The organism is Paenibacillus nanchangensis, from assembly GCF_046543445.1.
Classification (GTDB): domain Bacteria; phylum Bacillota; class Bacilli; order Paenibacillales; family Paenibacillaceae; genus Paenibacillus_AQ; species Paenibacillus_AQ nanchangensis.
Genome location: NZ_JBHOFD010000021.1, coordinates 32,976 through 46,817, shown reverse-complemented (window position 1 = coordinate 46,817; position 13,842 = coordinate 32,976). Strand labels below are relative to the sequence as shown.

Genomic DNA, 13,842 nt, shown 5'->3' with positions numbered 1-13,842 from the left:
GTCAGCATTGACCTAAAAGGTCAGTCTTCATTTGCTTCCTGATTGGCGGTCTTTATGAACTTAGGTGTATGATTGACCACCGTTTCTCCCTTCAGTGCCGCTTCGCACTTGGTCAGGAATGCTTCGATCTCGGCAGCAGTCACATTCAACCTCGCATACAGCTTGCCGGATTCCTCATACAATTTTTTCAATTCTTCCGAATTCTGCCCTGCAAGCTTCTTCTGCATTTCCAGCAGCTGATCAATTTGAACCATCTTGCTTCGCGTCGCATACTCCGTATAGACCTGCTTGATTTGTCCGCTCGTCAAAGCTTTGCTGTACAAGCGTCCGACGGAAATATTACCGTCCAGCACAGCATTTGCTCCGTCCGGATTCGGATCGCCCGGCAAAGCAAAATGGATGTCGGGATGCTGGACCTCTCCGGAAGCATCAGTAGAGTTGACCAGTTTTCCGTCCAGATACAAATTGATAATACTGCCGTCGTAAGTCGCCGCCAGATGATAGTATTTGTCCTTCTCTAGCTGAACGCCTACCCGCTTGTAACTGCCGTTGATGCGCGCCCAGATTTCCATTAATCCGGAATCGGTCGATTCAAAACCAATGCCTCCCCCCTGCGTGTTCATAAGCACACCCATATCGGCAATCTTGTTCATTTTGAAGACCGTTTCCAGCGTGAATTGCTCCGTAACCTTGTCTCTTTGTTCTTGCGGGAAAGGAATCTTGATGAAGTTATTGCTCTGGCCGTCAAACACGGCAACATGTTTTTTTACTCCAGCGTCGTACTCAAACTTTACATCGCCTACAACCTCACCATTAAGCTTCGATGCCGAGTTATCGGTCGCTTTCCCGTCGAGGAAGTCGAAATCGAACACATCCGCCTTGGGGATCTCTGTGTTGTACAGCATCGCGGTTCCAAAGCCTTCCGTCGTTCTCCCGGACTGGGACGTTTCATTTTTGCTCCAGAACAGGGTCGAATCGAATGCATCCGTACCGTCATTATCATCTACGCTGATATCGAAGCCAAGGCTTTTGTTCACTTGAGGATCAATGCCGAGGAATTTCCACGGGATTGCCATTTCAACTGCCCAGCCTTTAGCCGTTTTCTGCTGGGATTTTTTGATATCGTCAGCATTTCTTCCTGCCGAACCACCGCCGAAGCCGAATACCTTGGAGCTGCCGTCCTCAGTGTACCCATAACCAATCTGTACATCGTAAGGAACTTCGTAGCTGCTCTTCTTGTCATTGTTCGCGTCGATATAGACGCTGATTTCATCGCCAAGCCACAGCTTCCGCTCGACCAGCTTGCTGTCCTCAATATCGACCCCTACGTACAAATAGTCTTTATCCCACAGCAGACCATAGTTGGCTTTATTTTCCCGTACTGCGGAATCCTTTAGTAAATGCTCGATCGGCGTCTTGATCTTCCAGCTGCTATCGCTCAGATCACCGTCAATGACCGGTGCGTTTTTCGTTTCCGCAGCCCATGTAAGCACGCCCGGAATATCCGTTCCTTCATCGGCACCGGTGCTAGCCTTTGTCGTTGCAGTGCCCCGCAGCGGCTGAACACTCTCCTTGCCCCACGAATCAATGGCTGTTACGGTAAAGATATATTCTGTTCCGCCCTTCAAGCCGGATACACGCGTGGACATCTGATTGGCTCTGGGATCGAGATAAAAATCCGAGAACATCAGAAACTCCTTATCAACCTTATCCGTCGCCTTGTTGATCGCTTGAATCTTGTAGGAATGTACCAGATCCTCATCTTGTCCTTGGTCAAACGTAAGTTTTACCGACTTTTCCTTCACATCCGAAACAGTGAGCAGCGCACTATTGTCGAAATAAGGATTTGCGCTTTGCTCTTTACGTGCGTCGGTGTACGTGAATTTGCTCTTGTCACCGGGGCTTTTAATGATCCAGTCATCCTTGATGACCCGATCATTATCGAAATCAAGACGCTTCATCCGAACGTCGTTGGTCGTTTTGTCCACTTCAACCAACAACCCCTGGCTGAAATCGTAGGCACTTGGGGGAAGGCTACCGCCGAGCTTCCCGTCTTCCAATTCAATGTAAGTCAGCGCGCCGTCGTTGATGGAGGTGAAATCCTTTTGATAAATTGATCTTTCGTCATTGAGCGCATAATGCGAGTGACCGGAGAAGGTAATGACCTGAGGATAACTCTTCAGTACATCATACAACTCCGGATTCCCCCAATCGTCACTGCCATACACCGTGTCCTTAGGCGGCTGGTGAATGGAGACAAAGATAGGCTTGCCGGGCGCATCGGCTGCCGCCTGCTTCAATTCTTTCTGCAGCCACGGTTTGGATTTGGTGAAAGTTCCGTTGACCTGACTGCTTTCCGTACTTACCTGAATGAAATGATAGCCGTCGATAACTTCATGAGAATTGATCTCGGCCCCAAGATTATCGGTAAATTTCTTCTGCGAAACCTCAGGCGGCAGACCGGCGTCATAATCGGTCCAATAATCATGATTGCCCAAGGTGTACAGCTTTTTAACTCCGGTCTTGCCATACTTATTTAATGTACCCAGAAAGCGGGTATACTCCGCCTGAGACCCGTTGTTGGTCAAATCCCCGACCATAATGTATGCCTTCAGATTCGGTGCCATGTTGTTAACCGTCGTCAGAGCCTTCGCAAACTTGTCATCCTGTATGGACGCTTCGTCGTTGATGTGCACATCGCTCCATACGGAAAAAGTCAGTTTGTTGTTGTGTTCATCGGCAAGAAGCAGGTTTGCCCGTACCAGCAAAGCGGCAATTTCAGCCCCCGTGATATTCATTTTGCCATTCGCCGCAGCGATATCGGAAACGAGCTGCTTCAGTTCGTCTGTCGGCTTGGAGCTAAGCAGAGCCTGAAGCTTTTTATTTTTGGCAATCAACTGATCCATCTCACTCAATTTGGCACGCTCCGCCTGCTCTTCATACAGCTTTTTGATATGTTCTGCCGATAAAGCATCGCTGTACAGGCGGGCAATCGAAACTTTACCATCCAGCACAGCGTTGGCCGAATCCTCTGATCCCGGGTCCCCCCCGACGGCAAAATTCATGTCCGGCTGATAAACATCTCCGGAAGCGGCAGCCGATCCTGCCAGTTCACCATTCAAATACAAACTGACGGCGCTGCCGTCGTAGGTCGCTGCCAGATGGTAGTACTTGTCCTTCTCAAGCTGCACGCCTACCCACTTGTAGCTGCCGCCGATATGCGCCCAGATTTCCATTAATCCGGAATTGGTCGATTCGAAACCGATGCCTCCGTCCTGCGTGTTCATAAGCACACCCATATCAGCAATCTTGTTCATTTTGAAGACCGTTTCCAGCGTAAACTTTTTTGCCACCTTATCCCTTTGCTCTTGAGAGAACGGAATTTTGATGAAATTATTGCTCTCTCCATTAAATACAGCTACTTGCTTCTTGACCGCACTGTCATATTCAAACTTCACGTCACCCACAACTTCCCCATGCAGTTTTGCTGGCGAACTGTCGGTCGCTTTCCCGTCGAGAAAATTGAGATCGAATACCCGGTCTGCGTATACGGCTTCGGCAGCCGACCCATATACCGTTTTTGTGACGCGAGGCGCTTGATTGTCCTGCGCCTTAGCCGCGAAAGCCGAATCGTTCGGCTGATGAAATGAACCTGCTTCCGCAACTGCTGAATCGTTAGAAATTTCACTTGGACTGGCCACTGCGCTTCCGTTTAAAATCGTTCCCGCTAACAGGCTGCTTATCACCAAAAGCTGACTTACTTTTGCTCCAAACACTTTTTCCAGGAACACTTGAACTCTCACACCCATTCTGTTATTTTGTGTATTTCCTTCTTTATTCTTTCATTTTCTTGCACAATATTCAATATACCAGCCAATTGTTATAGCAGAATCATCGCAGGTTTAGCCAAAACGCAACTAGACATAAGTCAGGCTAATCCCGCCTCTTTCTTGGCAACCTAGCATTCACAGCAGCTGAATGAGAAAAATAATAGAAGCCCTGCAGACCATTACGGCCAACAGGGCTCCTACCAATACTTTCGATTTTGATAATCATACCATATCCCCAGAGTTTGGAAATTATGAATTTGAATGGGCTATCAACCAATAATGTGGGTAATGTGTGGGTAACCCCTAACAGAACCTTCAAAAATCCCTTTGAAATCAAGGAATTGCTGATTCCTGCTAAATATAGAACATATAATTGTCCACAGCGCCTTGTTCCTTATAATTCACGAGGTCGGCAAGTGTGGTTGAATCCAGCACTTCGGCGATGCTGTCGCGGATGCGCAGCCATAAATCGCGTTTGGCCGGGTCGTCTTCTTCAGTAAAATCTACAGGAGAGATCGGTCCTTCCAGTACCCGGATAATGTCTCCGGCGGTAATACCGGACGCCTCACGGGACAAAATATAGCCCCCATAAGCACCTCTTATACTCTTTACCAGCCCCGCGTTCCGCAGCGGCGCAATCAGCTGCTCCAGATAATGCTCCGACAGCTGGTTTTTCTCGGCGATACTTTTCAGCGATGTCGGGCCTTCGCCAAATTTGGCAGCCAGCTCCATCATGATGGTTAATCCATAACGTCCTTTAGTCGAAATTTTCAAAAGGGCACCTCTTTCATCATTACAGCAGTTTGTTGTATAATAGATTGTTAGTCGAATTGGACTAATTGCCATTTCATCGTATTCCGATGATTGATCTTATATTTTATGTTACCATATTGCGTACCCCTTTTGGAAACAAAACGTAACTTTTAACGGAAAATGTTCGCCCGGGGAGGACATCTTAACATGGAGCAATTTACAAAATCGCTTTGTAGGCTGATCAGATAAACTGCCGCGTATCGTGTTCACGCAAGCTCATCGCTCCACATCCGCCTCCGGCGTATCGCTCTTGAGTAAGTATGCTATAATAAAGCTTGTGTACAATTAAGTTTGATTATTACTAATGGAAAATGGTGATCGCATTGACTAAATCCGTTGAAAATACACGCGTCGTCGTTGGCATGTCGGGCGGCGTCGATTCTTCCGTAACGGCGCTGCTGCTGAAGCAGCAGGGTTACGACGTTATCGGCATTTTTATGAAGAACTGGGACGATACCGATGAATTTGGCGTCTGCACCGCCGAGACCGATGCGGAGGATGTGCGCCGCGTCTGCGAACAGATCGGCATCCCTTACTATACCGTTAATTTTGAGAAAGAATACTACGACAAGGTATTTACTTATTTCCTTGATGAATACAAAGCAGGCCGCACGCCTAATCCCGACGTCATGTGCAACCGGGAGATCAAATTCGGCGAATTCCTGAACAAAGCGCTGCAACTTGGCGCCGACTATGTCGCTACGGGCCATTATGCGCGGGTCGTTGAAGAAAACGGCCGATACAAGCTGCTGCGTGGCGTGGACGCAAACAAGGATCAGACGTATTTCCTGAACGCGCTGAATCAATACCAGCTGTCCAAAGCGATGTTCCCGATCGGTCATCTGCCGAAACCGGAGGTGCGCAGAATCGCGGAGGAAGCGGGACTGTACACTGCCAAGAAAAAAGACAGCACCGGCGTCTGCTTCATCGGCGAGCGGAATTTCCGGGAATTTTTGAGCCAGTATCTGCCCGCCCAATCGGGCGATATGATCGACATCGCTACCGGCGAGAAAAAGGGCCGGCATGAAGGACTGATGTATTACACGCTTGGCCAGCGCCAAGGCCTCGGAATCGGCGGCTCCGGAACCGGCGAGCCATGGTTTGTTGCGGACAAGGACCTTGAGCGCAACGTGCTTTACGTGGTGCAGGGCGACCGTCACCCAAGCTTGTATTCGTCCAGCTTGACCGCCTCTAACGCCGGCTGGATCGGCGGCAGCTTCCCCGGCGGAGATCAGCCGCTGCGCTGCACGGCGAAGTTCCGCTACCGCCAGCCCGACCAAGGCGTCAGCGTAAGCGTCCGTGAAGACGGCCTGCTGCAGGTCGACTTCGATACGCCGCAAAAAGCCATTACGCCCGGACAAGCTGTTGTCTTTTACCTGGGCGAAGAGTGCCTCGGCGGAGCGACGATTGAACAAGCGCACAAGGTATCCGCGCTTCCGCTGTGATTCATAGGCCATCCTTGGGCGGCTGTGTACTCTAACGGTTAGCGGCAGCGAACAGAGACTGATCGCATTGGCTGTCGAAGCACTGACAATCGCCAAGTCGAAGCGCTCCATAACTATATAACACGTAAAAAGGACCTTCATCCGCATACACGGATAAAGGTCCTTTTGTGATTTTCAGAGAAGACCCGCCAGCGTTAATCCTACCCACGCCGCCGACACGCCCAGTCCCGCCGAAGCCAGCACATATAGGGCCGCTGCGCTCCATCTTCGGCTGTCCGCCAGCTGTATAGTCTCATAGCCAAAGGTAGAGAAGGTGGTAAAGCCGCCGCAGAAGCCGGTGGTCGCGAACAGATACACCGAAGCCGGCATCGCCTGCTGGAAGCCCGCGAACAGCCCCAATGCCAGCGACCCCGCAATATTGATCAGCAGCGTCCCCCACGGGAAACGGGTCCCTGCCCGCCGGCCGATCCAGAGTCCTGCCCCATACCGGCAGAGCGCGCCGACAATTCCCCCCGCACCAATCCACCAGATCATGACGCCCGGCCTCCACGCACCCTGCCGCTGCGCCCTGCGTATACCCCGATCCAGGTCAGCAGCAGCCCGCCGGCCAGACTGGATGCTATATATAGCGCAGCCGAAGCGATATGCCCCGCCTCCAGCATCCGCACCGTATCGAGCGAAAAAGTGGAGAACGTCGTAAAGGTGCCGGTAAACCCGGTGCCGATCAACAGGCGGATATGCGCGGGAAATCCGGTCCTGCGCCCTGCAAACGTAAAAAACCAGCCCAGGAACAGGCAGCCTGCCAGATTCAGCGTCATAATGGACAACGGAAACCCGCTGTCCGGTGCCGGGACCGCCAGCGTCACACCATACCGGGCAATCGCGCCAAAAAACGCTCCAATGGCAATACAGATCAGATTGCGCATACGATTGTCCCTTCCTGCTACCATTCTCTGCGGAGCTGCTGATTGTGGCGGATTTTGGCTTCGTTCCCCTGCTCCGTCGCCTCATAAAAGGTACGGCCGGACAGCGGTTTTGGCAAATATTCCTGCTTCACATAGTGGCCGGGGAAGTTATGCGGATATTGGTACCCTACGTGTCCAAGAGCCTCGGAGCCTTTGTAGTGAGCGTCGCGCAGATGCAGGGGCACCTCTGCCGACTTCATATCTTCCATTGCATCCATCGCCCGGGAGATCGCCATATAGACAGCGTTTGATTTTGGACTTTCCACGGCAAACAAAATCGCCTGGGCGATATTCAGCTTGGCCTCGGGCCAGCCGTTGTTGCGGTAAGCCTCCAGCGCACTCACAGCCTGCACCATGGCCTGCGGATTCGCCAGGCCGATATCCTCGCTGCTGGCCGCGATCAGACGCCGGATAAACGTCATCGGGTCCATGCCCAGTTTCTCGACCGCGTAGAGAAACCAAAACAGCGCGGCGTCGCTTGAGCCGCGGATGCTTTTGTGAAAAGCGGACAGCACATCGTATTGGGTCGACTCGTCCGCTTTGACGGTCGGCCGGCGAATCGACTCCTCCGCCACCTCTAGGGTCAGATGGACGCTTCCGTCCGGATCCGGCGAGGTCGTCATTGCCGCCAGCTCCAGCGCATTCAGCGCCCGGCGGATATCGCCGTTGGCCATGGCAGCGATATGCTGCAGCGCCTCCTCGTCGACCTTGAGGTCCATGAAGCCGAGCCCCCGCTCGGTATCGGCCAGCGCCCGCCGCATTGCGGTCAGGCTGTGCTCTTTGGTGAGCGGCTCCAGTTGAAACAGCGTGGACCGACTCATCAAGGCGCCGTTGACATAGTGATACGGGTTTTCGGTGGTCGCGCCGATAAAAATAATTGTGCCGCTCTCCACCGCCGGCAGCAGCGCATCCTGGCGGGAGCTGTTAAAGCGGTGCACCTCGTCCAGGAACAAAATCGTTTTTGTTCCGTACAGCGATTTGCTGCTCTGAGCCTGTTCGATCACAGCGCGGACATCCTTAACGGAAGCTTCGACCGCGTTCAGCCGCACAAACTCCCCTTGCGTATGCCGGGAGATGATGTGGGCAAGCGTTGTCTTGCCGCAGCCCGGCGGTCCGTACAAAATAATCGACGACACCTGGTCCGCCTCGATCGCCCGGCGCAGCAGCTTGCCGGGACCCACTACCCCTTCTTGACCAATATATTCATCCAGATTGACCGGACGCATCCGGTCGGCCAGCAGCCTACCCGCCCCGTCCGGCTGCCCGATTGAGAATAAATCCATCATTCCACTTCCTTGCTTGAACGTTAATGAATAGGGAACATCCTTTCCTATCATACCATACCTGGAAGCGGAAAAAGAGCATGGCCTCGTACGTAGACGGCATCATCCCCTTTTTCAATCAACAGTTCATTCAAGTAATCCGCTTGCAGCCGGTACACCTGCAAAATGGCATTGTCTCTGGCGGCTGAGATGAAACAGGCAGTCCCGTCATCATCCTGAAAAAGTGTGCAGTCACGCGGCATATATTCATAAGGATAAAAATAGGCAGTCCCGTATCGTCCTGAAAAAGCGTACAGTCACGCGATATATATCCGTAAGGATTAAAGCTCCCGTGATACACAAACCCGTTGTCGGGAGAATCGGAGGTCGCAATGGCGCATGCAGCTTGCGGTATAGTCTTTCCCGTTTTCATAATGAACCCAGCGGACAAACTGCTGCGTCTCCGGATTAAACAACACCTTCGGCCGTACCAAATTCACTTTGCCGCCGTCTTCGTTCAGGAGCTGCAGGTTGGTGCGGATTCGGATCGGGGCAGCCGGGATTAGTTAGTCTGCATGTGTCAGATAGTAGAATATAGGCAGCTCCCCCAAAGTGGATTGTAACTCCGCTATTCGGGCAGCTCGCCAAGCTGGACTGTAATTCCGCTATTCGGGCAGCCGCCAAGCTGGACTGTAATTCCGCTATTCGGGCAGCCGCCAAGCTGGACTCTAACTCCGTTATTCGGGCAGTTCAGCCAAGCTGGACTGTAACTCCGTTATTTGGGCAGTTCAGCCAAGCTGGACTCTAATTCCGTTATTCGGGAAGTTCAGCCAAGCTGGACTGTAATTCCGCTATTCGCTTAGTTTTGCGTTTATTCATAAGTTTACGGACTGTAGTTCCGCTAATGGCCATAAACAGCGCTTTAATTAGGTGCTGCTGCTCTAATAGCGGAATCTGAGTCCTGCATCCTCCTGTTATGGCGCTAATATCGAGAATAGCGGAATTCAAGTCCGCTCATGGGTAAGTTGTTGGGAGGACTGCACAAGGATGGCGGTCAACTCCTGCTCTTCGGGATCCGAGCCGTGAACCACACCGGCATAATCTACCGTGGTAAAAATCGCCCGGTCATCCGGTGTATTCAGCGGCGGCGGAATCCCCACTACGGTATAGACAAAACCGGCGAGGCTATGAGCCCCGCCCTCTCCATGCCCGTCCGTCTCCGTGCCTGAAGCCATGTGCTCCTCAGACTCATGCCCGTCCGTCTCCGTGCCCGAGGCCATGTGCTCCTCAGACCCAAGTCAGTCTCCGTACCCGAGGCCATGTGATGCGCAGATTCAAGCTGCCCTGATATGAACATACATGCTCCAATCTTAAGCACCTTCAGCCCCTCAATTAAAAAGAGCATGACCTCGTCCGTGGACGGCGCCATGCTCCTCTTCCGTATATACAGGTTCAACCATTGACGGCCAACCGCATCTTCGAGATGATCTTGCGGATGCTTTCCTCCGACAAATGGTACCGCTGCTTCAACTCGGCAACAGAACAACCGCTGCGGTAGCTGTTGAAAATTTCCTGGTTGCGGCTGGCAATCTCCCGCCGGCTGCCGCTGATTTCTCCCCATTTTACCCGCTGCTCGCTTTTTTTGGGGATATATAACAGTTCACCCTGGATGTAGGCCTGCAGCTCTTCCAGCAGCCCAGGGGGAAGCACATCCTTTCCGTTTACGTAACTCACGTAAATGTTCCTCCTTCAACAGGCGTGTTCCTACAAGTTCCTCCGTAGAACTCAGGTTCAAAATCAGCATGACACCTGCCTCCTTTCTTTGTTCCGAATATTGGTAAATCGATCGTAAGCTCATTATAAACAATTCATTACGCACCGTCCACTTACGCCGTCCGGCCGGACAATGCTTCACATAGTAAAAGAGGAGGCCTTTCGGCCCCCTCCGCAGGCCTCCGCTAAGCGGAGACCACCCCGTATACTGAAATCATTGCCATCAGCCTCCTTTCACCGGGTTAATCGTCGGCCCGACATCTATATTAAGCCATATCCCGGGCCTTTCCACAAGGGCCCAGAACAGTTATAACCGTTTGTTACCGTGGGGAGGCATGCTGAGTTCGTGCTGAGTTCGTGCTGAGTTCGCGCCGACTCCATGCTGAGTCCGTACCATGACCTTGCTGAGTTCGCGCCGAGTACGTCCCGAGACCTTGCTGAGTTCGTGCCGAGTCCATGCCGAGTTGTACCGAGACCTTGCTGAGTTCGCGCCGAGTACGTCCCAAGTTCATGACGAGTTCTGCCGCGTTCGTATCGGTTCAGCTCACTGGTGTTGCTTAGAAGGAAGGCGCCCTTTTGCCCGCATGCGTTAAAAAAACCGGCACCCTGTTTAATAATACAGGGTACCGGCTTCTTTATGAGCTAATCTTTGATGTTATAAGTCCTCTTGATGTCCTGTCGCTAACTTTTGTCCGGACGCTGCCGGTTCAAGCCGTTCGCGAATTAGGAGTCGTTGCGGGCTTGGCCGCCTTTGGAGCCGATTTCTTTATAGAAATCCTTGTCGTGGTTTTCGGAAGTGGCTTCGCCGCCCTTTTTACCAATCTCCTGATAGAACTCTTTGTCATGGTTGTTGGAAGTGGCTTCGCCGCCTTTTTGCCCAATTTCTTGATAAAATTCCTTGTCATGATTTCTAGCAGTAGCTTCGCCGCCCAGACGGCCTGCCTCTTCGCGGCTCATTTTGTTGTCTTGGTTGTTGTTGTTTGCCATGATAATCACTCCTCAGATATTTTTTTTGAAATCGTGCACGTTCTATATTTACCCGGGTCTATGAATTCTAAACATTTACTTAATAGTTTTATTTAGAGTAAATTAACTAATCTTTACATACCTTGTTCCGAAAAATAACCGCCTTCCGACACGTCACCACTCAGACCGTGTAAGGCAGCTCCATTTCAAACGACAGCCGGCCGTTCAAGATTGATGTTCTTGAACGGCCGGCTGGTTTTTATGCTTATGAGATTTAAGCTGCGATTTTCACCAATGGTGCCCGCAAGGCTTAGGCTAATCAGCTTAGACGAACCAGCTTAGGCGACTCAGCTTAGGCGACCAGCTAAGGCGAACCAGCTTAGGCAACTCAGCTAAGACGACCAGCTTAGGCGAACCAGCTTAGGCGACTCAGCTTAGGCGAACGCAGCAGAGGAGAGCCATAAACCGCCTCCGCTATTCTTCCTCCGGCCAGCCGCCTGCGCAGCGGGCCGAAGCCGCCGCAAGCCCTGCCGGCAGACCGGTTCCGCGCATCAGCCACAGCTCATGCAGCGCCCGGGTACAGCCGACGTACAGCAGTTTGGCGTCCCAAACGCTGCCGCCATAGTGGCTGTCATCCGCATCAGCCAGGATAACCGCATCAAATTCCAGCCCTTTGGACAGATAGACGGGCAGCACCGACAGCCCGCCTTGATAAGCGGTCATGCTTCCGTCGATCAGATTCAAATGCCGGTCTGCTCTGGACAACGCGGCATGCACTTCCTCGGCTTCCCGCAGCGTCCGGGTCAAAATGGCGACCGTCCGGTATTCCCTGCCGGCCAGCCGGTCCAGCGCCCGGCCAAGGGCCGTCAGGCGCTGAGAAGCGTCAGCGGCCAGCATCCCCGCAGAGCCGCCGTCAACCGCCGCCTGGGCCGAATCGTCATAGGCCAGCAGACGCACCGGGTTGCCGCTGCGGAATACCGGAACGGCCAGCAGCGAAGCCTGCACGCCGCTGCGCAGGATGTCGTTCGCGAACTCGATAATCTCCATCGTGGAGCGGTAGCTGCGCGTGAGCGCATGGTAGGCGGTCTCCTCCGCTGGAAAAAGCGCGCTCATTTCCTCCCAGGCGTGAACCCCCCGGTAGGCATGAATGCCCTGGGACAAATCGCCCAGGATCGTGAAGGAATGACCCTTCACATACAGGTCCAGCACCGCGACCTGAAAGGGCGAAAAGTCCTGTGCTTCGTCGATAACGACATGGTCGAACCGTCCGATGTCGTCGCTTCCGTTCAGCAGATAATGAATGTACAGCAGCGCCGGGAGGTCTTCTTCCCGGACGATTCCTTTTTTCAGCGCAGCCCGTGTTTCGGAGGCGACTGCCTTCGGAATCTCCTGATCGCCTTCCGCCGCCGGGGAGGCCGCAAACAGCTGCTTGTACACCGCCAGCGGCTCATACTTCGGCCATTTGCCTGCGTAGGCTTTTTCGCGTTGTGCCGCCCGTTTCTTGCGTTCTTTCAGCGCGGCGGCAGACGGGCTTTTTTTCAGCTCCATCTCAATCCAGCGGTGAATCCGCGCCATAACCCGTTCTTTCCGCTTCGCGGGCGGATAAGGCTTGTATTCTTCATCATGCCAGCGCACAATCGTCCGCCGGGGCAGCACGGCCCCGTCCCAAGGCGAGAAGTCTCCCTCCGGCAGCGCGCGGTCCGCAAGCCGCTCGACCGTCTGTTCGACCATCCGCATAAAACGTACAGATCCTTTATACCGTCCAGGCGTCTCCTCCGTAATTTCCGGCATTCCGCCCGGCGCTTCAAACCAGCGGCTGTACACCTCGCCCGCGTCCTGTTCCGGCAAGCTGAGACCCAGCACATCGGCCGCCCAGTCCGCAAATGTGCTCTGGCGGATGTCGCCCACACCAAGCTCCGGCAGCACATCGGATATGTAATCAAGAAACATCCGGTTGGGGGCAAAAATAATCATTTTTTCCGCCTTAACCTGCTCCTGATACCTATACAGCAGAAAAGCAAGCCGATGCAGCGCCACCGTCGTTTTTCCGCTGCCCGCGACGCCTTGTATGATCAGCGCCGTGTTTTTGGCCGCCCGGATAATCCGGTCCTGCTCCTCCTGAATCGTCGACACGATGTCCCGCAGCTTGTTGTCTTTATTTTCGCCCAGCCGGTACACGAGGAACTCATCCGACACAGCTGGACCATCGCCGTCCCGGTCATACGTATCCGCCACACGGTCTAAAATGCGTTTACGGATGACCACGTTGCGTTTCAGATACACCAGCCCTTCGATCAGACCCTCCGGCGCTTCGTAGGAAGCGAGTTCAGTCCCTCCGGTAAACGAATAAAACAGGCTGGCCACCGGAGCCCGCCAGTCGATAACCAGCGGCTGATCGCCCGCCTGCTCTGCATCCGTACCGACTTTACCGATATAAAGGGCTTTCCGCTCCGCCTCGTCGTTCGCCTTGAAATCCAGCCGGCCAAAATAAGGCTCCTGGCTCACCTTCGCCAGATTGCTCCGCTGCTGCTCCCTCGAAGCCTCCAGCACCTGTTCGGTGTATTCATTCCCGGTGTAAACGGGAACACTTTTCAGCCGGTCCAGCTGCGCGTCAATTTCAGCTAACGTCCGGTTTAGCCTGTCTTCTTCCTCTTGATAGGCACTTTGAAACGTATTCAATTTCAGTTACCTCCTAAAAGTGATGGTGTAAAAAACAAAAAGGAGCTTAATTGTAGCACAACGGTCAATCAAATGCTATAGCGTTTACACAATAGGATATAGAAAGCGG

Annotated in this window: 9 protein-coding genes and 1 pseudogene; 1 reads left to right on the top strand and 9 read right to left on the bottom strand. The window is 52.9% G+C overall.

Features of this window, described 5'->3' with window-relative positions; translation table 11 throughout:
* Positions 1–20: 20 nt before the first annotated feature.
* Positions 21–3,803, bottom strand: a complete 3,783-nt coding sequence (locus ACE6ED_RS17405; protein WP_410828484.1) for a LamG-like jellyroll fold domain-containing protein — start codon at positions 3,801–3,803, stop codon at positions 21–23.
* A 381-nt stretch (positions 3,804–4,184) separates the two neighbouring features.
* A complete protein-coding gene (cymR, locus tag ACE6ED_RS17400) occupies positions 4,185–4,604 on the bottom strand; it encodes a cysteine metabolism transcriptional regulator CymR (protein ID WP_410828483.1) in 420 nt (139 codons plus the stop codon).
* A gap of 362 nt (positions 4,605–4,966) precedes the next feature.
* On the opposite strand from cymR, the gene mnmA reads away from it, so the two are divergent.
* Complete coding sequence (gene mnmA, locus ACE6ED_RS17395) at positions 4,967–6,088, top strand: tRNA 2-thiouridine(34) synthase MnmA (protein WP_410828482.1); 1,122 nt, start codon at positions 4,967–4,969, stop codon at positions 6,086–6,088.
* A 174-nt stretch (positions 6,089–6,262) separates the two neighbouring features.
* Here the strand turns inward: mnmA and crcB (ACE6ED_RS17390) are convergent, their stop codons facing one another.
* The 7 genes and pseudogenes from crcB (ACE6ED_RS17390) to ACE6ED_RS17360 form a co-directional block, all read right to left on the bottom strand.
* The gene (gene crcB, locus ACE6ED_RS17390; RefSeq protein WP_410828481.1) at positions 6,263–6,622 is read right to left on the bottom strand and encodes a fluoride efflux transporter CrcB; all 360 of its coding nucleotides are present in this window, start codon (positions 6,620–6,622) and stop codon (positions 6,263–6,265) included.
* A complete protein-coding gene (gene crcB / locus ACE6ED_RS17385) occupies positions 6,619–7,014 on the bottom strand; it encodes a fluoride efflux transporter CrcB (protein ID WP_410828480.1) in 396 nt (131 codons plus the stop codon). Before crcB (ACE6ED_RS17385) ends, crcB (ACE6ED_RS17390) begins: the two co-directional genes overlap by 4 nt.
* A gap of 17 nt (positions 7,015–7,031) precedes the next feature.
* Positions 7,032–8,336 carry a replication-associated recombination protein A gene (locus ACE6ED_RS17380; RefSeq protein WP_410828555.1) on the bottom strand — a complete coding sequence of 435 codons (1,305 nt, stop codon included), beginning with the start codon at positions 8,334–8,336 and terminating at the stop codon, positions 7,032–7,034.
* 983 nt (positions 8,337–9,319) lie between these two features.
* The gene (locus tag ACE6ED_RS17375; protein WP_410828479.1) at positions 9,320–9,595 is read right to left on the bottom strand and encodes a hypothetical protein; all 276 of its coding nucleotides are present in this window, start codon (positions 9,593–9,595) and stop codon (positions 9,320–9,322) included.
* Between the two features lie 172 nt (positions 9,596–9,767).
* Positions 9,768–10,049 (bottom strand): CD3324 family protein, encoded by a 282-nt coding sequence (locus tag ACE6ED_RS17370; RefSeq protein ID WP_410828478.1) that lies wholly within the window; start codon positions 10,047–10,049, stop codon positions 9,768–9,770.
* Positions 10,050–10,814: 765 nt separating this feature from the next.
* Positions 10,815–11,075, bottom strand: a pseudogene (locus ACE6ED_RS17365) (KGG domain-containing protein); the annotation flags it as partial.
* Positions 11,076–11,528: 453 nt separating this feature from the next.
* A complete protein-coding gene (locus tag ACE6ED_RS17360; RefSeq protein WP_410828477.1) occupies positions 11,529–13,733 on the bottom strand; it encodes a HelD family protein in 2,205 nt (734 codons plus the stop codon).
* Positions 13,734–13,842 lie beyond the last annotated feature (109 nt).

Bases quoted from the DNA above. Each gene is read 5' to 3' on its own strand.
- ACE6ED_RS17375 (WP_410828479.1), bottom strand. From the start codon at position 9,595: ATGGCCTCGGGCACGGAGACGGACGGGCATGAGTCTGAGGAGCACATG.
- crcB (WP_410828481.1), bottom strand. From the start codon at position 6,622: ATGATCTGGTGGATTGGTGCGGGGGGAATTGTCGGCGCGCTCTGCCGG.
- crcB (WP_410828480.1), bottom strand. From the start codon at position 7,014: ATGCGCAATCTGATCTGTATTGCCATTGGAGCGTTTTTTGGCGCGATT.
- ACE6ED_RS17380 (WP_410828555.1), bottom strand. From the start codon at position 8,336: ATGGATTTATTCTCAATCGGGCAGCCGGACGGGGCGGGTAGGCTGCTG.